This is a genomic window from Leifsonia naganoensis (assembly GCF_013410615.1).
GTDB lineage: Bacteria > Actinomycetota > Actinomycetes > Actinomycetales > Microbacteriaceae > Leifsonia > Leifsonia aquatica.
Genome location: NZ_JACCHJ010000001.1, coordinates 746587 through 766489 on the forward strand (window position 1 = coordinate 746587; position 19903 = coordinate 766489).

The following is a 19903-nucleotide window of genomic DNA, read 5'->3' on the forward strand; positions in this document are numbered from 1 at the left end:
GTTCTCCTCAGTTCGGGGTGTCGGTTGCGGGGGTCGTGATGGCCGCGAACGCGGCGCCGACGGGGGTCGCGCGGTCACGGGCGAGGCGGGCGAACCGGTCGGCCATGAGCCGGTGCCCGGCGTCGTCGGGGTGGAGGTCGTCGGGCAGCCGGACGGCGTCGTCCGGACCGAGGAGCAGACGGCCGTCGAGGAGGTGGAGGTGCGGGTCCTCCGGCTGCCGCGAGGAGACGCCGGCGGCGATCAGGTCGCGGATGCGGGCGACGGTGAGCGTGCCGTCCTCCGGCGTCCACACGCGCGGGGTGCCCGCGACCTTGCCGGGTGCGACCTCGCGGGTGGGGCCCGGGAGGTCCTCGTGCGAGGGCGATGTGATGGGCGTGATGACGAGGATGGGCGTCGCCGGATGCCCCTCGCGGATGAGGTCGAGGTAGTTGTGGAGGGCAGGCAGCAGGATGCGGCGGCGCATCCCGTCCACGTTGACGATGTTGATGCCGAGCTTGAGGGTGATGACGTCGGCCGGCTGGGCGGCGATGGTGCGCGCCACGAAGGGGTCGAGCAGGGCGTTGCCGGAGAACCCGAGATCGGTCAGGTCGAGGCCCAGGTCGGTCGCGGCGCGCTGCGCCCACGGCCCGCGCGGTCCGTCGGCCTCCCCGCCGTGGCTGATCGAGCTGCCGTGGTGCAGCCACAGCGGTGCGGTCGAGGCGGGGGCCGGCCGGAGCGGGGCGTCCGCGCGCGCGGAGCGGACGACGACCTCCGCCGTGTGCGGCAGCCAGAGGGTGACCGGGCGCTCGGTGCGGCCGTCGCCGTCGAGCGTCCAGCGCAGTGTGGAGACGCCGCCCTCCTCGCGGCGGACCTCGCCCGCCGGGTCGCCGTGGATGAGCGTCCCCTCGGTCAGATCGATGCGGTCGGTCGCGCCGTCGTGGTCGAGCTCGAAGGAGGCGGGGCGCTGCTCGTAGCCGGCGGGGGCGGCGATCCGGGCGACGGCGACCTCCACCTCCAGGCGGGTCGCGGCCGTGACGAGGGCCAGCCGCACACCGAGTGTCTGGTCGGCCATGAGGTGGATGGCGGGGCCGGCCTGGTGCGCGCGGGTCCACCCCGGCAGCCGGCGCGGGGCGAAGCCGCCGTCGCGCTCGACCAGCTCGATGGCACCGCGCACGCTCGCGGCGAGCGCGTCCAGCCCGGCGGGCAGGAGCGCGTCCGTCGTCTCGGTGATGCTCACGTGGTCCTCTCGGTGGTCTGGTGGTGGAGCGTCGTGGCCGCCGGGATGCGGCGGCCACGACGCTACTGGTCACTTCGAGATCGTGATCGATCCGAGCTCGATGGACCACGCCGTGGTGGCGCTGATGGTCGCCTTCAGGTACTTCGTGCCGCTGGGCAGCGTCGCGGTCGGCGTGAAGGTCGTCGACGCCCACCCGTTGGTGGTCGCCGCAGGGGTGGTGTGCGCGGTGGCGACGTTCGTCCACGTCGTGCCGTCGGGCGAGCTCGCGAACGTGAGCTTCGTCAGGTCGGCGCTGAACTCGTACGCCGTCGCCGAGAAGGTCTTCATCCCGTCGAAGAGCCAGGTCACCGAGCCGGCCGAGCCGTTCGAGCGCGAGAACCGCGACGCGTCGCCGTTCATGTTGCTCAGCGGGGTCGAGGTGTCGAGGATCATGTTCGACGTGTGCGACGCGCTGACCAGCCAGCCGCTGGCGTCGTCGACGAGCGTCGGCGCCGCGGTGATGTTCTGCGCCTCGTGGAAGCCCCGACTCGGCGCCGCGCTGGCGGAGACCGTTCGGCCGAAGTAGTCGTGACCGCCGTTCGCGGCGATGACCGCCCCGTTGCCGATCGCGGGCGATGTCGACTGGAGCTGGTATCCCGTCACCGAGGAGAGGCCGGTGGGTGCCGTCCCCGACGGCGAGACGAGCTTCGGATCGGTCGTCAGCTTGTGCGCGTCGGCCGGCTCCCCCGCGGGGTGGCTGCCGTAGAACACGTTGCTGTCGATGACCGCTCCCGCGACGTTCGGGTACAGGTAGTCGCCGCTGCCGTGGTTCTCCACGACGTTGTCGCGGAAGCTCCACGCGCCGGTGGTGGTGCCGTCGCAGCCGTCGCAGAAGATCGGCTTCGAGGTGGCGCCCGACGGGATGTACACGGTGTTGTTGTAGATGTCGGTGCCGGTCGGCACCCCGTACGAGAAGGTGAAGACGCCCTTCACGCCGCCCCAGCCGTCGTTGACGCTGAGGTTGTACCGGACGACGAGGGTCGACGAGTAGCCGCCCATCATGAGCAGGAACCCGCCCTGGTTGTCGTGGCTGTAGTTGTACTGGAACACCGTGTTGACGTTGAGCAGGTCGGAGTCGAAGCCCTGGCCGTCGGTGTCGTGGGTCAGGGTGCCGTAGACCTCGTTGTACTGCACCGTGGTGTTCATCGAGCGGGTCGGCCAGAGCCCGGCCGAGGCCGCCTCCGTCGAGCCGACGATCGTCTTCTGCCCGGGGTTGCCCACGACGTTGTTCTGGAGCAGCGCCCCGTCGGTGCCGAAGGTCAGGATGCCGTCGCTGTCGACGTTCTGTACGGTGTTCTGCTCGACCACGACGCCGGTGCTGAGCGCCGACTGGGACAGGGCGTACGGGGTGGTCGTGTAGTAGCTGGCGTCCCACAGCACGATGCCGGTGCGGCCGAGGTCGTGGACGGTGTTGCCGACGATGTGGACGTTGCTGAAGCTGTCCGACGCGCCCTCGGCGTAGACGACGATGCCGCCGTTCAGGTGGGCGTCGACGTCGGAGCAGTTGAAGCAGCCGTTCACGTCGTGCACGTTCGCGCCCTGGATGGTGATCCCGTTCAGGGTCCCGCCGCCCGCGTTGTCGATCAGGATGCCGCTGCGGGTGAGTCCCGGTGCGGCGAGGGTGCCGAAGTTGGCCGCGCCCGAGTCGTTGACCACCTCGAGCGAGCGGATGGTCCAGTCGTGCTGATTCTTCAGCAGCACGGCGCCTCCGCCGGTCAGCGATCCGCCATCGATCTTCGGTGCCGCACCGGTGCCGTACGCATCGATCGTGATCGGGCTGGCGGCCGTCCCGGACCCGAGCGGGTGCAGTTGCCCGGCCCAGCTCTGCCCCCGCTTGAACAGGATGCTGTCGCCTGCGGCGAACGTCGTGGCGTCCACCTTGGCCAGGGACTTCCACGCGGTCGCCTGGGTCGTGCCGGCAGCGGTGTCGGAACCGGCCGCGGCATCCACGTAGTACGTGGTCCCCGCCGCCAGCGCGGGCGCCGGGATCGCGACGACGGCCGCGGCCGCGCCGATCCCGACCGCCGCGGCGATCGCGAGGGCTCTCATTCGGAACATGGTGATTCCCTTCTTGTCTGCGTCAGCGCACGGCAGCGTCGCCGTGCACCGTGGTGCGACCGGGCTGGTGGAGCGTGGCGGCCTCAGTCCTTCATTCCGGAGGAGAGGCTCACGCTGGCGAGGAACTGGCGCTGGAAGATCAGGAACAGCACGACCGGCACGATCGTGGCGAGGAAGAGCGCCGCCAGGAAGACGGAGAGCTCCGAGGTCTTCTGCACGATCGGCAGGGCCACCGAGATCGGCTGGAGCGACGTGTCCGTCAGGACCAGGGAGGGCCAGAGGTAGTCCTTCCACGCGGCGACGATCGCGAGCAGCGAGACGACGCCGAGGATCGGCTTCGAGAGCGGGAGGACGACGTACCAGAGCACGCGGAGCGTCCCGGCGCCGTCGAGCTGGGCGGCCTCCATCAGGTCGCGCGGCAGAGCGCGGAAGAACTGGCTGACGACCAGGACGCCGAACGCGTTGGCGGCGGCAGGCAGCCAGACCGCCCAGTAGGTGTTCTGGAGGCTGATGCCGAACGGCGGAAGGTCGATCACCGTCAGATAGAGCGGGACGAGTGAGACGACGCTCGGTAGGAACAGCGTGGCGAGGATGGCGCCGCTCAGGAGGCTGCCCCACTTCGGGCGCAGCACCGCGATGACGTACCCGCCGAGCACCGAGACCGCCAGGTTGGCGATCCAGGCGCCGACGGCGACGACGACCGTGTTGCCGAGGTAGCGGCTCACATCCACCTGGTTCCACGCCTGGAGGTAGTTGCCCCACTGGCCGGCGTGCAGCCACACGCCGAGCGGGTCGCGCAGCACATCCTGGGTGGAGTTGAGGGAGGCGAAGAGCAGCCAGAGCAGGGGCCCGGCCCCGGCGACGAGCACGCCGGCGAAGACGAGCACCTGCACGACGCGGACGGTGACGCGCGTGCGCGCCCGGCCCATGTCGTGGCGGGAGACGAAGGACCCCTCGGCCACGGCCTCGCGGCGGCGACGGCGGGTGCCGGGTGCGGTTTCGACGACGGCCATCAGTCCGCCCACCTCCTGGTCAGTCGGAAGTACCCCACGGAGAGCAGGCCGAGCACGACCGCGAGCATCACGCTCAGGGCGGTCGCGGCTCCGTAGTCGCCGTCGAGGAACGCGTACTTGTAGAGCAGCAGCAGGATCGTGGTGGTCGCGTTCTGCGGGCCGCCGCCGGTGAAGAGGAACGGCTCGGTGAAGATCTGCGCCGCTCCGATGATCTGCAGCAGCAGCATGATCATGACGATGCCGCGGATGGACGGGATGGTGATGTGCCAGATCCGGGAGCCGATCCCGGCGCCGTCGAGCTCCGCCGCCTCGTAGAGCTCGGGCCGCACGGACGCGATCGCCGCGAGGTAGATGAGCACGGACGTGCCCGCACCGGCCCAGGTGGCCTCCACCACGATCGACGGCATGGCCGACGAGACCGCGTTGAGCCAGGGCTGAGGCGGGATGCCCACCATCCCGAGGATGCTGTTGAACAACCCGCCGCTCGACGGATCGTAGAAGACCTTCCAGAGCAGGATCGCGACCACCGGGGGCACGATCACCGGGACATAGGCCAGCAGCGAGTACAGCCAGCGCCTGCGCATGGTCACGGTCGAGAAGATCACGGCCATCAGCAGCGGGAGCGGGAACCCGAACAGGATGGCCAGCAGCGCGAAGTACAGCGTGTTCAGGATGGCGGTGCCCAGCAGCGGGTCGTGGAGCACGTAGGTGAAGTTGTCGATCCCGACCCAGTCGGGCGCGGCCACGTAGTTGTTGCGCTGGAAGCTCATGACCACGCCGCGCACGATCGGAAGCCAGGAGAAGTAGAAGAAGATCAGGATGACCGGCAGCGCCAGGAGGAGGGTGCTCAGTCCACCGCGGGTGCGCCACCGGCGGAACCGGCCCGCCCGTGCGCCGCGCGCGGCCGTCGCCGGGGCGGGTGGGGGCGCGACCGGCCGCTGTCGCGGCGGGCGCTCTTCGATCGTGCGTGCCATGTCGTCTTCGTCTCTCGTGCCGCGCCGGCGCGGCGGGTGGGGATGTGGAGGCTCCGGCGGCGAACCCGGTCGCGCCGCCGCCGGAGCCCGTCTCTCAGCGGCCCAGCTTGCCCTGGACCGTGGCCGCGGCGCTCTTCAGGAGGGCGTCGATGTCGGCGTTCTTGTCGGTGAGCACGGCCTGGACGACCGGGTCGAGCGCGGCGTACACGTCCTGCGCGTTCGCCACCGGCTCCGCCTTGACCGTCTGCTTGGCGGCGCGGTCGAGGTAGGGCTTGAAGTTGTCGACGGGGACGTTGTTCACGTCCGACACCCAGTCGAGGTACTGCGTGTACTTCGCGTCGCTCACGGCGGAGAGGCCGGGGATGGCGACGGGCGCGCCCTGCGCGGCGGCGGCCTCGGCGGCCTTCACCGCGTTGTCCTTGTCGGTGTATTTGTCGAGGTAGACGTACTTGATCCAGTCGACCGCGGCCTCCTTCTGGGCGTCGGACGCCTTCGGGTTCACGATCTCGATGTTGCCGCCGGAGAGGGTGATCGGGTCGTCCGAGGCCTTCTCGGTGGGAAGCGACGCGAAGCCGAAGGCCTCGGGGGCCATCTTCAGCTGCTGCGTGAGCGTGCCGAACGCGTCGGACTGGATGACGAACATGCCGACGTGGCCGGCCGCGAAGTCCTGCGCGATGTCGGAGATGCCGACGAGCGCGTTCGCACCCATCGAGTCGTCGGTCCAGCGGAGGTCCTTGAGGTACTCGAGGGCGTCCTTGGTGGGGGCGGCGTCGAAGGTCGCCTTGGTGCCCTCCGCGTTCTCCATTGCGCCGCCACGCGTGTAGGTCTCGGCCGTGAGGATCCAGCCGCCCATGTTGTCCTTGGTCAGCTGCGAGAACCCGGGCTGCCCGGTCTTCTCTGTGATGGTCTTGGCCGCGGCGCGCACCTCGTCCCAGGTCGTCGGCGGGTTGTCGGGGTCGAGCCCCGCCTGCGTGAAGAGATCGCGGTTGTAGGCGAGGCCGAGGGCGTAGGCCGAGGTCGGGATGCCGTAGGTCTTGCCGCTCTTGCTCGCGAGATCGACCATCGAGGAGTTGAGCTCGTCCTTGACGCCGGCCTTGTCGAGCGAGGAGGTGATGTCGGCGGCCTGGCCGCGCTTGATCAGGCCCGCCATCTCGGTGAACGGCACGCCGATCACGGTGGGGAGGTCGCCGCCGGCGAGCTTGGCCTGGAAGGTCTGCGAGTCCCAGCCGGTCTCGCTCGTGCTGATCTTCCACTTCGGGTGCAGCTTCGTGAAGGCGGCGACCTGCTCCTTGAAGAGGGCGAGCTCGGCGGTCTGCGACGCGGCGGGCTGGTTGCCGATCACGAGCTCGACCGCGCTGTCCTCAGCGCTCGGGCTGGCGGAGCAGCCGGCGAGGGAGGCGGTGAGCGCGACGGCGGCGATGCCGGCGACGGTCGCGGCGATCCGGGTCAGTCTCATCATTGAAACCTTTCATAGGTCTTCGGGGGTTCAGTCCACGAGTTTCGGGTGTGCTCTTGCTGTGTACTTCGAGATCGTGTTTGCCAAAGCGCTTTATCATCGACAAGATGAAGCATGACGATTTCGACCCGACGTGTCAAGTGGCGGATCGGAAAGCCCCGAAGGAGCAGCCGACGATGACGCGTGTGACCCTCTCCCCGTCGCCCGGACCCGAGCGGGCCCCCGCGGCCGCGGCGGGCGCCGGACTGCTCATGGACTCCCCGGTACGCGCCTCCTGGCCCGGCACGGCGAGCGGGCCGGGGCGGGCAGCGCTGCGCGGCGAGGACACGGTGATCGGACCGGACGACGAGTTGCGCTACGTCGTCCTCCCCGCCTTCGACGACGCCGCGCAGATCGGCGATGCGTTCCGCGCGTCGGCCGTCGCCGTCGACCTGCTCTTCGACGACGGCACGCGCCTGCTCGACGCTGCACCGGCCGACCAGTACGGCCTCCCGGCCTCCGCGCGGGCATCGTTCGAGAGGGCCGCGCTCACGCCGGACCAGTGGAACCTCCGCCGTCTCCCGCTCGCCGCACACGCCGGCCGCCGCGTCGTCGCGGTCGAGGTCGTGGTCGATGCTCCGGCGCCGGCCGGACCCACCTCCGACGAGCTCAGCGCCTGGATCGATGGCACCGCGATCGTGCCCGCCCGGCGGCTGCCCGCGGACGCCTCCCCCGCCGACCTCGTGGTCACCACGCGCGGCACGCAGTCCTCGCCGACGGCCTCCCGCGGCAACACCATGCCGTTCGCCGGCCTCCCGCACGGCTTCACCCTCGTGACGCCGATGACCGACACGGCGAACCTCCACTGGAACTACACGTGGAACCAGCACTCCCCGCAGGGGAGGCGGCCGCGGCTGCGCGGCCTCGCCATCTCGCACACGCCGAGCCTCTGGGTCGGCGACCGCGGAGTCCTGCTCGTCTCTGCGTCCCGCGGGCCGGGCGAGCCCGATCCGGCCGGCGCCGTGTTCGACCACGACGACGAGAGCGCGCGGCCGCACCGCTACGGCGTGCGGCTCGCCGACGGCACCGCGGCCGAGGTGGCCGCGACCGATCACGGGGCGATCTTCCGCTTCGACCTGGGCGCCGGCACCGGCGAGGCACGGCTGGTGCTCGACGGTCTCGCCGGGGGTGCCTACGTGCTCGACCCCGCCGCACCACAGGCCGTCCGCGGCTACGTCGACAGCCACGGTCCGCACACCGGGCGGCTGCCGCGGTTATACGTCGACGCGGTGGTGGAGGGGCGCGTCGAGGAGGCCGTCGTAGTGGCGGGCATCGACGGCGCACCCGATCGCGCCGTGCTGCGCGTGCGTCCCGACGCAGACGGCGTCGTCACCGTGCGCGTCGGCACCTCGTGGATCGGAGCGGAGGAGGCCCGCGCCGCCCGCGAGTCCGAGCTGCCGCCCTCGCGCAGCCTCGACGATGTCGCGACCTCCGCCAAGCGAGCCTGGAACGCGCTGCTCTCGCGCGTGCGCGTCGAGGGGGCGACCGACGACCAGCTCGTCACGCTGTACTCCAACCTCTACCGGCTCTTCCTCTACCCGACCGCACTCACGGAGGGGTCAGGGGCCGACGAGCGCTACGCGAGCCCGTTCATCGACGCCGCCGACGAGGACGGTCCCGAGCGCAGCCGGTCCGCCGTGCGTCCCGGCCGCATGTACGCCAACAACGGGTTCTGGGACACCTATCGCACCTCCTGGCCGGGCTACCTGCTGTTCGCACCCGACCGCGTCGGCGACCTGCTCGACGGATTCCTCCAGCACTACCGCGACGGTGGCTGGACCGCGCGGTGGAGCGCTCCCGGTTATCTCGATGCCATGGTCGGCACCAGTTTCGACGTGATCTCGGCGGACGCCGTGACGAAGCACGCTGCAGGCTTCGACGCGGCGACCGCGTACGACGCCGCTCTGCGCAACGCGACCGTGCACCCGCCGACCCGGTTCACCGGCCGCAAGGGCCTCCGTTCCACGCTGTACCGCGGCTATGTCGCGAACGATCTCGACGAAGGACTGTCCTGGACCGTCGAGGGGGCGATCAACGACTTCGGGCTGTACGTGCAGGCCATGACGCTCGCCCGCCTGGCCCCCGCGGGCGGCGAGCGCCGCGCTCGGCTCGACGCGGAGGCCCGCTACTTCCATTCCCGGGCGCTCGCCTACCGCAGGCTCTTCGACCCGGCGACCGGCTTCCTCCGCTCGCGCACTCCCGAGGGCGGCTGGGAGGAGCCGTTCGACCCCGCGGTGTGGGGCGGCGGATACACCGAGACGAACGCCTGGGGCATGGCGGTGAGCGCCCCGCACGACGGCGCCGGACTCGCGCGCCTGCACGGCGGGCCGCAGGGTCTCGCCCGCCTGCTCGACGCCTACTTCTCGACCCCCGAGACGGCACGGGAGGAGCTGCGCGGCACCTACCCGTCGGTCATCCACGAGATGACCGAGGCGCGGGACATCCGCATGGGGATGTTCGGCCTGTCGAACCAGCCGGCCCACCACATCCCGTACATGTACGCCTTCGCGGAGGCACCGCACCGGCTGCAGTCCGTCGTCAGGGAGTCGCTCGCCCGGCTCTTCACCGGCTCGGAGATCGGCCAGGGCTACCCGGGCGACGAGGACAACGGCGAGATGTCGGCCTGGTGGCTCTTCTCGGCGATGGGCCTCTATCCCCTCGCCCCCGGCTCCGGCGAGTACGTCGTCGGGTCGCCGCTGTTCCCGCGGCTGACCGTCGACATCCCGGGTGCCGGCACGCTCGAGATCGTTGCGGAGAACCAGTCCCCCGAGAACGTCTACGTGCAGTCCCTGACCCTCGACGGCGAGCCGTGGGAGTCGCTGGCGATCCCGCACTCGCGGATCGCTCGGGATGCGCGCCTGGTCTTCACGATGGGCCCGGAGCCCTCGACCTGGGGTGCGTCGCCGGAGGCGCGGCCGGCGTCGCTGAGCGACCTCGACCTCCCGCTGCTGGACGACGCGCTGCGGGGCGCGCGGCTCGCGCCCGGCGCGGCTCCGGATGCCGCCGCCCTCACCGACGACCTCGGAGCGACGACCGTCGTGCTGGAGACCGGTTCCTCCGTGACCTGGGAGCTGCGGGAGGCCGCCGTCCCCGAGCTCGCGACGCTCACGCTCGCGGAGCCGGGGCGCTACGCCTGGCGGCTCGAGCGTTCCACCGAGGGCACGGACTGGAGCACCGCCGACGAGCGCGCCGAGGAGTTCGTCTGGGAGCACCAGCTGCGCGTCTTCACCCTCGCCGGGCGGCCCGCGGCGGCCGTTCCTGCCCGCTGGTGGCGGCTGACGGCACTCACGCCACTCCCCCTCGAGCAGGTGGAGCTCCTCGCCCCCGCCTGACATTCGTGCCGAATGTCGTGAATGACGGCGGCTTTCGCGACATTCGTGCCGAATGTCGTGGCGGCTCAGAGGCCGACGACGTCCTTGACGGCGGCGAGGATCGGGATCCAGCGCGGGTCGAGGCCGCCCTCGGGGTAGAGCATCCGCTGGCTCACGAACCCGAACGCGACTCCGGTATCGGGATGCGCGAAGCCGAGGCGGCCTCCCATGCCCGAGTGCCCGAACGAGCCCGGCCCGATCATCGGGTTGAGCGGGTTGCTGATCTCGAAACCGAGGCCCCAGGCCGCGGGGAGGGGCGTCCCTCCCGTGCAGTCGGGCAGCAACGCGTCGGCGGCCTGGTTCTCGGACGCCTCGCGCACGATGCCGTCCGACAGCAGGCGCACACCCTCCACCTCTCCGATGCACGCGGCGTACATGGACGCGAGGCCGCGCCCGTTCGTGACGCCGTTCCCCGCCGGGATGACGGCTCGACGGAACTCGGGCTGGTTGAACGGTTCTGTGCCCATCCGGTCGTCGACACGGGCGAAGATCGGCGGCAGCTGGGCGGCGGACCGCCACGCGGCCTCGCACACGTCGCTGACGGGCTCCGGCGGCCGCGGCGGCGCCTCCACCAGACGCGTGAGACTCGGCAGGTAGTGCTCGTCGGCCGACGCGGGCTGGCCGATCCAGAAGTCGACACCGAGCGGATCCGCGACATGCTTCGCGAAGTATTCCCCGACCGGCATGCCGGAAACCCGGCGGACGATCTCCCCCACGAGGAAGCCGAAGCTGAGCGCGTGGTAGACCACCCACTCGCGCGGCGCGTACTGACTCGGCTGCGCAGCGAGGGCGGCGGTGACGGCATCCCAGTCGGTCGCGCGCGTGATCGGGTCGAGATCGATGTACGGGAGGCCGACGCGGTGGGTGAGCACATCCCGGACCGTCAGCGCCTCCTTACCGGCTGCGCCGAACTCCAGCCAATGCTGGGCGACGCGGTCGTCGAGGCCCACGAGCCCGCGGTCGACCAGCTGCAGGAGGCACACGGTCGCCGCACCCTTGGTGATGGAGAAGCCGAGCGTGACGGTGTCGCGCTGCCAGGGGGCTCCCGACAGCGGGTCGGCCCCGCCCCAGAGGTCGACGACGACCTCGCCGTGATGGCGGATGCTCAGGCTCCCGCCCTCATCCGGCTCGCTCCCGATCGCCTCGGCGAACGCATCCCGCACTTCGCGCCACCCGGGCGCCACGAATCCATCGACCATGCGGTCACTCTACAAGAAATCGCCAAAGCGCTTTATCATCGAGTGGTGGCGCGACCCGCGCCTGGATAGGATGCGCTGAGATCCAGTGCAGGAAAGGGGGCCGATCCGTGGAGTCCAAACCGGTCAGACTGGTCGACATCGCCCAGGCGGCCGGCGTCTCGCTGGCGACCGCGTCCCAGGTGATGAACAACTCCGGCCGGATCGCCGACGCCACCCGTCAGCGTGTGCTCGCCGCCGCCGAACGCCTGGACTACCGCCCCAACGCCCTCGCCCGCGCCACCGCGTCCGGGCGCAGCCGCACCATCGGCATCCTGGCCGAGAACGCGTCCGGCGCCTTCTGTATGCCGGTCCTCGTCGGCACGAACCGCACACTCAGCCGCTTCAACCTCGCGAGCGTGCTGTACGACGCCGCGCACAGCATCGACCTGCGGCACTCCCACTTCCGCGAGCTCCAGGCGCGTCAGGTCGACGGCATCGTCGTGATCGGCGACGGCGCCGACGGCGTCAGCCAATCGATCTCGCAGGAGTTCGCCGGCCCGGTCGCGTACGCCTTCGGCAAGTCGAGCGACCCCGCTGACACGGTCTTCCTGCCCGACGACGAACAGGCGGGCAGGCTCGCCGCCGAGCACCTCATCGGCCTCGGCCGCACGCGCCTGGTCCACGTCAGCGCCGAAGCCGAGCTCGCCACCGTTGCCGGTCGCGCGCGCGGATTCGCGTCCGCACTCGCAGCGCACGGCCTGCAGCCCGCGCACGAGCCGATCCACGGGACCTTCTCCCGGGAATCCGGTTTCTACTCGGCCCGTCGCCTCATCGACTCCGGTGCGGAGTTCGACGGCATCTTCGCCGGCAACGACGCCATCGCGGTCGGCCTGGCCGCCGAGCTGCAGGCGTCCGGGAGGCGCGTCCCCGACGACGTCGCCATCGTCGGCTTCGACAACACCGCTGGGCAGGCGGGCGAGCGCGAACTCTTCCTCACCTCCATCGACCCCCAGCTCGCCGCCGTCGGCTCGCGCGCCGTGGAGTGGCTGGTCGCGCAGCTCGACGACGACCAGGACGCCCCCAGCGTCGTCCCCTCGGTCGAGTGCACCCTCGTGACCGGCCGGTCGACCGTCGGCGGCCTCCCGACACCGCGCTCGCTCGTGCTGGAGCAGCTGCTGGCCTAGCCTGATCCCGGGGTCCGGACACTCGGATGGAACCTTTTCCGCCGATCGGACACTAGGGGATATGAACAACGCTGGAACGGACGAGGCCGACGCCTGGTCCCGGGCGCGGGACGGGGATCCGGACGCGTTCACGTCGCTCTTCGACGCGCATCGCGACCGCGTCTTCGGCCACGCGCTGCGCCTCGTGCGGCAGCCGCACGACGCCGAGGACGTCACCGCCATGGTCTTCCTGGAGGCCTGGCGCCGACGCGACGCCGTGCGCGTCGTGGACGGGTCGATCATCGCGTGGCTGCTGGTCACGGCGAACAACACGGTCCACAACCTCGAACGCAGCAAGCGCCGCCACCGCGAGGCGCTCGCCCGCATGCCCGAACCAGCGCACCAGCCCGACCACGCCGACGACGTCGCCGACGGTCTCGACAATCAGGAGCGCGACCGTCGCGTCCGGGACGCGTTCAGCAGCCTCTCCACGGCCGACCAGAACGTGATCACGCTCTGCGTGCTGGAAGAGCTGCCGCTCGCCGAAGCCGCACGGACGCTCGGCGTCCCGGTCGGAACGGTCAAGTCCCGGCTCTCCCGCGCCAAGCGCCGCCTCGGCGACCTCGCGCTCATCCCCGACACGGTCCACCCCGCCTTCGAAGGAGGTGCAGAATGACCACCACCGGCCCCGTCTTCGACCCGGCGCGCAGCGCCGCCCTCCGCGACATCCTCCACGAGACCGTCGCCTCCGCTCCCGCGCGTCCCTCGCGCACACGGTTCGCCCTCGTCGGCGGACTCGTCGGCGCCGCCGTGCTCCTCGCCGGAGGCACGGCCGCTCTCGCCCTCACGGGCGCACTGCACTTCGGTTCACCGGAGCCCGTCCCGGTGCCGACGACGCCCACCCCGAGCATCACGCCGACACCCACGCCGACCCCGACGCCGACGGCTCCGCGCATCGAGGTGAAGTCGGGCGTCGTCGTCCCGCACGACGTGGACACCCTCGCCCCGGCCACCCGGTGGGCACTCGACCTCCCGGGGCTCGACGACGGATGCCGGATGTCTCCGCAGGCCTACGACCTGAACGACGGGCTCGCGGTCTTCCTCTCCGGGATGCGTCCGAAGGAGTATGAGGGCGGCCCCTGCGCCGATGGCAGCCGTGACGAGAAGATCGGACTCACGCTGGTCGACACGACGGACGGCGAGGTCATCTGGCAGCGGACATGGGAGTACGTCTCCGACCCGGCTAACGCCTCTCAGGGCACGCAGTTCCGCATGCTCGGAACGTCTGGGCGCGCTCTCCTCACGACGGCCGACGATGTGAACGGCGCGCACGACGTGATCGACCTGACCACCGGCGAGACGGTCGCGACGTTCGATCCTTCGCTCACGTACGGTGTGCCCGTCCCCGGTCCGTCCGGAGACCTGATCGTCGCCACCGACCCGATGCGGGCGCGAGCAGAGCACGCAGGGACCATCTCACGCATCGACCCGCGCGACCCCGACCATCCACGGTGGAGCACCAAGGTCGACGCGGACGAGCTGTCCGTCGCCTCGGGGACGCGCGATCCCAATGCGCTCCCGGTCCTCTACACGGTCGGAGATCCCGCCATCCGATCGGTCGCGATGGTCGACCTCGAGACGGGCACGCCGACGAAGGTGACCGGGGTGAGCGACTTCGACCGGAATCTGGATGTGGTGACGCTCTGGCGCGCGCAGGCGCCGGACGGCTCGTCGAGCACGGTCGCGCTGGACGACAAGGGCAACCGGCTATGGTCGCTCCCAGCGACCGCCGGCTCGTACCTGGTCCCCGTCACGACGCCGGGCGCCCGGCCCGGGGACCAGTACTTCACCCTTCCGCAGACGGACAAGCTCGTGATCGTCGATCGTTCGTCCGTCCGGCTGACCGATCAGCTGACGGGCGACACGGTGTGGGAGACGTCGCTGACGGGATGCGACCCGGTCGACTTCCTCGGCGTCCCGAGCGCCTACGAGGACGCCTCTCGGGACGCGATCACCGTGCGTTTCCCACAGGATCGTTCGTGCTCGTTCGATCGTGAGACCGGAGAGCTCCTCCCGGCAGTGGGCATCCCGTACGACTATTTCGCCGCCTTCGGGGAGCGGAACGTCTACGTGAACCCGTTCGACTCCGCCACCGGCACGGCCTACGACGGAGCGACCGGCGCGACCCTCTGGACGCTCCCGCTGCAGAAGGGCGAGCGCTGGAACTTCGCAGGAGGGTACCTGGTCCGGTCGTTCGGGAACCATGTGGAGTCGATCGGCTGAGCGGGCTCGGGCTGCGACTGCGGCTCCCCGGTACGAATGCGGCCGCGCGACGGCACGCAAACGTCCCGGGGAGCCGCAGTCGCGCTAGCCCTCGAGAGCGCCGACTCCGACCTGGGTGCGCCACCACGGGGTCTCCACGAAACCGCGCTTGAGGTAGAGCAGCTCCATCGCTCCCGTCCAGCCTTCGACGCCCTCCAGCGCCGACAGGGTGTGCGAGATGAAGTCGTTCAGCTCGGCGACCGATGGCGTGATCAGCTCGCAGAAGAGCGAGTTGTCGTCCAGGATCGCCGCGAGGTACCGCACGGCCGGGTACTCCGAGAGCGCGTTCGCCACCGCCTCCAGGCGCGCCGGGGCGACACGGACCAGCAGCAGCGTCTCCGCCCCCATCCCGAGCGCGGCGGCCGGGACGAGGGTCAGGATGTCGACGCAGCCCTTCGCGCGCAGGCGGTCGAAGCGTCGGCGCACGCTCGATTCGTTCATGCCGGTCTTGTCGCCGATCGACTGGAACGTCACCCGGCCGTCCTCGCGCAACTCGGTCAGGATGCGGCGGTCGGCGTCGTCGAAGTGGGCGGGCTCGCAGTACTCCGGGTCGACGAGGGACGTCTTCTCCGACTCGGCGGGCAGCTTCATGGTCTCGGCGTAGAGCTGCCGGCTCCAGTCGTGCCGCACCTTGTAGACGTGCATGATGATGTCGCTGCGCCAGCGCTTGATGCCCGCGATCGACTGCAGCGACTGGATGAGCTTCGGATAGTGCGCAGCTCCTCCCGTCACGACGACCTCGGCCATGATGTCGTACTGACCGGTCACGAGGGTGAGGAAGCGGACGTCCTCGTGCGCCACGAGCGCGGCCGCCACCTCCAGCTGCGTGCCCGGCCGGCAGTTCAGGCGCACGAGGAAGGAGTCCACCTGCCCCGAGCTGCCGAGCGCGGGGACGATCGCGATGCGCACGACGCCGTCGGCGACCAGCTGCTGACCTCGGCGCGCGACCGTCGCGGTCGAGCTGCCGACCATGTCGGCGATCGCGGTCCAGCTGGCGCGCCCGTCGTGCTGCAGGGCGACGATGATCTTGCGGTCGAGTTCGTCGAGGGTGTCGAGCGCCTTCACGCGTCCGTGCCCGACCGGGGCGGCGCGGCCTGGTGCAGGAAGCCGCGTACGGTGGCCGTCCATTCCTCCGCCTCCTCGATCTGCGGCGAATGCCCCGATTTCTCGAAGATCGCCAGCCGCGCGTCCGGGATGAGCGAGACGATCGTCTCGCTGCACGAGACCGGGGTGATCCAGTCCGTGCGGCCCACCGTGACCAGGGTCGGAGCGCTGATCCCGGGGAGAGCCCCCTTCAGATCATAGTTCGGCAGGTTGTGGGAGAACGCGTAGTTGTGCGCCTCGTAGCGGTACGGGGTCGCCTCGACCTTGCGCTCGACCGCCGCAGGGTCGTAGACGAAGTCGTAGAGCGGGAGGATCTCGCGCCAGCAGTCGCGCAGGTCGGCGTCGTCGCGCACCCGGCCCTCGTCGATGCGGTCGAACTTCTCCATGTCGACGGTGACGCGGTCGGAGGCGAGCGCGTTGGCGCGGGACAGCTCCGAGTGGGTGTTGTCCGGCGCGGTGTCGCGCAGGACGAGCGCCCGCACGCGGTCCGGGTACCGGATGGCGTACTCCATCGACATGAAGCCGCCGTAGGAGCCGCCGGCCATGATGATCTGCTCGGCGCCGATCCACTCGCGGAGGCCGTCGATGTCGGCCGCCCACTGCTCGTGGCTGAACTCCCCCGCGCCTTCGCTCTCGCCCGACCCGCGTGCGTCGAAGACGACCACGCGGTACTCGTCGGCGAGGCGGCCGAAGCTGGCGCGCGGCTCGGCCCGCGAGCCGAGTCCGGGCGCCCCGTGGTGCGTGATGATCACCGGCGCGCCCTCCGGGCCGAGCACCTCCACGGCGAGGCGGTTGCCGTTGATCTCCACGAACTCGGCGGTGGTGGTCGCGGCGGCGAACTCCGGGGAGACGTCCTGGTTTCCGGTCACGGTGGGTCCTTTCTTCAGAGTGCGATGGTGCAGGAATCGAGATCGCGGGGGAAGGCGGTGAGCGGGCGCGAGCCGTCCGCCGTCACCAGCATGCTGTCCGAGATGCGGTAGCCGGCGTGGCCCGGGATGTAGATCCCCGGCTCGTTCGAGACGATCATGCCTGCCTCGAGCGGGGTCTCGTCGCCGTCCTCGAGCCACGGCGGCTCGTGCATCCCGAGGCCGATGCCGTGGCCCTGGCGGTGCCGCAGGTACTCCCCGAGGCCCGCGTCGCGGATCACGTCGAGGCAGTTGCGGTTGGCGTTGCGGCACTCGCGGCCCGGGCGGATGGCGCGGCCGCCGACCTCCTGCGCGAGCCGCACGGCGTCGTGATACCGGCGCTGCTCCGCGCTCGGCTCGCCGAGCACGAACGTGCGCTCGCCTTCCACGAAGCGTCCGCCGACGGCGCAGCCGAGGGAGAGCATGAACGTGTCGCCCCGCTGCAGCCGGTACCCGGAGGGGAGGCCGTGCGGGTAGGCGGAGTTGGCGCCCGCGTAGACCAGACCGCCCGCAAGCGGCGAGACGACGATCACATCGTCGTGCTCGGCGTACATCGTGGAGACGCCGACCCCGCCGACGTGCGAGGCCAGTTCGGCCTCCGTCGGCAGGGCCGCGCCCGCCGTGATGCTCTCGCGCACCAGGGCGACGCCCGCTTCGAGCATGAGGTCGGTGATCCGCGCTGCCTCCGCATGCAGCGCGACCTCCTCAGGAAGCTTGATGTAGCGGGCGACGGTCACGATCGGGGTGGGGACGGCCTCGCCCACGCTCAGTTCGGCGAAGGCGGCGTGCCGGCGCTCCCAGGTCATCCCCGTCGAATAGCCGACGCGGCCGGCGCGGCCCACCCGGGAGGCGAGGGCGCGGAACGGAGACACGACGCCCGGGAACTCGGCGTACGAGACGATCTCGGCGCGGGCCTCCTGCCGCTCGGCGTTCTCGCGCTCCAGTTCGGGCACCAGCAGCACGGCGCCGCCGTCGGCGCCGAGCCACACGGCCACGGGCCGCTCGCAGGGGTGGTGGAAGAAGCCGGTGAGGTAGGCGACGTCCTCGGGCGCGTCGGTCAGCAGCGCGTCGAGTCCGGCGGAGCGCATGCGCTCGCGCACGCGCTCCTGCAGCCGGTCGAGCGCGTCGGCGCTCAGGCGGGTGGTGAACACGGTCCTCCTTCGGATCGTCGGGTCGGTGCGGCGGGTCAGCGGCGACGCGACCGCGGGTTGCGGGCGTCGTTGTACGCGATCGACAGCAGCGTCGCGGAGAGCACCAGGAGCAGGATGGCGATGGACGGGAACAGGGTCAGCCACCAGGCGCTCGACATGGCGCCCGACTGCTGGGCCTCGTAGAGGATGCGGCCCCACGACCACACGTTCGGGTCGCCGAGGCCGAGGAAGGCGAGGCCGGCGGCCGACAGGACGGCACGGGAGGCCGTGACCACGACCGAGACGACGATGACGGGCGTGACGGCCGGGACGACGTGCCGGACGATGATCCACAGCGGCGACGTCGTCATCAGCCGGGCGGCGTCGACGTAGGGCAGGCGCACCACGGTGAGGGCCTGCGAGCGCACGAGGCGGGTGACCTCGGGCCACGAGAAGGCGGCGACCACGAGGATGATGGTGCCCGTGCTCGGGCCGACGAGGGCGGCGATGAGGATCATCAGCGGCAGCACCGGGAGCGACAGGGTGAGGTCGACCAGCACGCTGATGATTCCGTCCAGCCGCTGGAAGTAGGCGCCGACCACGGCGATCAGCGTGCCGACCACGATGGCGATGGCGGAGGCGGCGACGGCCACCAGGATGCTCTGCTGCGAGCCCCAGACCACCTCGCCGAACACGTCGCGGCCGAGGCTGTCGGTGCCGAACCAGTGCGCGAGGCTCGGGGCCGCGAGCACGGGGTCGCCGTAGCTCGGCGGGTAGGGGGCGATCAGCGGGGCGCCGATCGCGACGATGGTGAGCAGGATGAGCACGCCGAGGGCCAGCATCCCGAGCGGCTCCCGGCGGAAGGCCTTCCAGGTCTGGGCGCTCGCGCGGCCGTTGCCGAGGGCGACGGGTTCGAGCCCGACCGCCTCCTCGGTGACGGTCGCCGCGTTCTGGACGGTCGCGTCGGTCGTCATGCCTTCTTCACTCTCGGGTCGAGGAAACCGTAGACGGTGTCCGTGATCATGTTCGCGACCACGACCGTGATCGCGAGCATCAGGAACGCGCCCTGGAGGACGGGGAAGTCGAGCTGGGTGACGGCCTCGTAGATGCCACGGCCGATGCCGGGGTAGGCGAACACGGTCTCGGTGAGCACCGCCCCGCCGACGAGGAAGCCGAGCTGGAGGCCGATGAGCGTGGTGGTCGGCAGCAGCGCGTTGCGCAGCGCGTGCTTCCACAGCACCCGGCGGTAAGGCAGGCCGTTCGCCCGAGCCAGCGTCGTGTAGTCCTCCCCCAGTGCGTCGATGAGCGTCGAGCGCATCGTGAGCACGTACGAGCCGAGCTGCACGAGCATGAGCGAGAGCGCCGGCAGGATCAGGTGCGTCGCGACGCTCCCGTACCAGGCGAGCCCGTAGGCGTCCTGGTCGTACGCCCCGCCGATCGGCAGCCAGCCGAGCATCAGCCCGAAGACGAAGAGCAGCAGCACGCCGATACTCGGGACGAAGATGGACTGGCCGGTCACGCCGACGATCTGCACGAGCCGGTCCAGGAACCGCCCGCGGTGGGAGGCGGCCAGCACCCCGAGCGGGATGCCGACCACCACCGTGGCCACGAGCGCCGTGCCGGTGAGCAGCAGCGTCCAGGGGAGGCGCTGCATCAGCACGTCCAGCACCGGGATGGACTGCGTGAACGACACCCCGAGGTTGCCCTGGACGAGCTGCCACAGGTAGATGCCGTACTGCACGATCATCGGCTGATCGAGGCCGTACTGCTGAAGCAGGGCGGCCCGCGCATCCTCGGTCATGTTCGGGCTGGCGACGGCCAGCGCCGGGTCTCCGGGCAGCAGGCGCAGCAGGAGGAACGTCACGGTCACGGCGAACCAGATCGTGAGCAGACCCCGGCCGAGCCGTGGGAGGAGGAACAGGAACCGGGACACGC

At 70.9% G+C, this 19903-nt stretch carries 15 protein-coding genes; 4 read left to right on the forward strand and 11 right to left on the reverse strand.

The annotated features are described in order from the left end of the window. Positions 1-7: 7 nt before the first annotated feature. From HNR14_RS03615 to HNR14_RS03635, 5 genes are all read right to left on the reverse strand, one after another. Positions 8-1216, reverse strand: coding sequence for a GDSL-type esterase/lipase family protein (locus HNR14_RS03615; protein WP_179699928.1), 1209 nt, complete (start codon positions 1214-1216; stop codon positions 8-10). A gap of 69 nt (positions 1217-1285) precedes the next feature. Continuing rightward, entirely contained in the window at positions 1286-3304 is a 2019-nt protein-coding gene (locus HNR14_RS03620) for a right-handed parallel beta-helix repeat-containing protein (protein WP_179699929.1), read from the reverse strand. A 92-nt stretch (positions 3305-3396) separates the two neighbouring features. After that, positions 3397-4326 (reverse strand): carbohydrate ABC transporter permease, encoded by a 930-nt coding sequence (locus HNR14_RS03625; protein ID WP_179699930.1) that lies wholly within the window; start codon positions 4324-4326, stop codon positions 3397-3399. Beyond that, positions 4326-5300, reverse strand: coding sequence for a carbohydrate ABC transporter permease (locus HNR14_RS03630; RefSeq protein WP_179699931.1), 975 nt, complete (start codon positions 5298-5300; stop codon positions 4326-4328). Before HNR14_RS03630 ends, HNR14_RS03625 begins: the two co-directional genes overlap by 1 nt. 94 nt (positions 5301-5394) lie before the next feature. Further along, a complete protein-coding gene (locus tag HNR14_RS03635; RefSeq protein ID WP_179699932.1) occupies positions 5395-6756 on the reverse strand; it encodes an extracellular solute-binding protein in 1362 nt (453 codons plus the stop codon). A 176-nt stretch (positions 6757-6932) separates the two neighbouring features. Here HNR14_RS03635 and HNR14_RS03640 point away from each other — a divergent pair, with 176 nt between their 5' ends. Beyond that, positions 6933-10127 carry a GH92 family glycosyl hydrolase gene (locus HNR14_RS03640; RefSeq protein WP_179699933.1) on the forward strand — a complete coding sequence of 1065 codons (3195 nt, stop codon included), beginning with the start codon at positions 6933-6935 and terminating at the stop codon, positions 10125-10127. Between the two features lie 65 nt (positions 10128-10192). Here the strand turns inward: HNR14_RS03640 and HNR14_RS03645 are convergent, their stop codons facing one another. Continuing rightward, on the reverse strand, positions 10193-11365 hold the full coding sequence (locus tag HNR14_RS03645) for a serine hydrolase domain-containing protein (RefSeq protein WP_179699934.1): 1173 nt from the start codon (positions 11363-11365) through the stop codon (positions 10193-10195). Positions 11366-11472: 107 nt separating this feature from the next. Between HNR14_RS03645 and HNR14_RS03650 the strand changes: the two genes are divergently transcribed. The 3 genes from HNR14_RS03650 to HNR14_RS03660 all read left to right on the forward strand — a co-directional run bounded on the left by HNR14_RS03650 (position 11473) and on the right by HNR14_RS03660 (position 14790). Beyond that, on the forward strand, positions 11473-12528 hold the full coding sequence (locus HNR14_RS03650; RefSeq protein ID WP_179699935.1) for a substrate-binding domain-containing protein: 1056 nt from the start codon (positions 11473-11475) through the stop codon (positions 12526-12528). A 61-nt stretch (positions 12529-12589) separates the two neighbouring features. Then, positions 12590-13183: an RNA polymerase sigma factor gene (locus HNR14_RS03655; protein ID WP_021759288.1), complete on the forward strand. Its 594-nt coding sequence runs from the start codon at positions 12590-12592 to the stop codon at positions 13181-13183. Further along, entirely contained in the window at positions 13180-14790 is a 1611-nt protein-coding gene (locus HNR14_RS03660; protein ID WP_179699936.1) for a hypothetical protein, read from the forward strand. The genes HNR14_RS03655 and HNR14_RS03660 overlap by 4 nt, the downstream gene beginning before the upstream one ends. A gap of 84 nt (positions 14791-14874) precedes the next feature. On the opposite strand, the gene HNR14_RS03665 is transcribed toward HNR14_RS03660, so the two are convergent. The 5 genes from HNR14_RS03665 to HNR14_RS03685 are packed head-to-tail and all read right to left on the reverse strand — an operon-like array spanning position 14875 to position 19901. After that, positions 14875-15957, reverse strand: a complete 1083-nt coding sequence (locus HNR14_RS03665) for an Lrp/AsnC family transcriptional regulator (RefSeq protein ID WP_218874964.1) — start codon at positions 15955-15957, stop codon at positions 14875-14877. Beyond that, complete coding sequence (locus tag HNR14_RS03670; protein WP_343064404.1) at positions 15891-16802, reverse strand: alpha/beta fold hydrolase; 912 nt, start codon at positions 16800-16802, stop codon at positions 15891-15893. The genes HNR14_RS03665 and HNR14_RS03670 overlap by 67 nt, the downstream gene beginning before the upstream one ends. 14 nt (positions 16803-16816) lie before the next feature. Further along, positions 16817-17989: a M24 family metallopeptidase gene (locus HNR14_RS03675; protein ID WP_179699937.1), complete on the reverse strand. Its 1173-nt coding sequence runs from the start codon at positions 17987-17989 to the stop codon at positions 16817-16819. 35 nt (positions 17990-18024) lie between these two features. Beyond that, positions 18025-18942 (reverse strand): ABC transporter permease, encoded by a 918-nt coding sequence (locus tag HNR14_RS03680; RefSeq protein WP_179699938.1) that lies wholly within the window; start codon positions 18940-18942, stop codon positions 18025-18027. After that, on the reverse strand, positions 18939-19901 hold the full coding sequence (locus HNR14_RS03685; protein ID WP_021759300.1) for an ABC transporter permease: 963 nt from the start codon (positions 19899-19901) through the stop codon (positions 18939-18941). The genes HNR14_RS03680 and HNR14_RS03685 overlap by 4 nt, the downstream gene beginning before the upstream one ends. Positions 19902-19903: the final 2 nt, after the last annotated feature.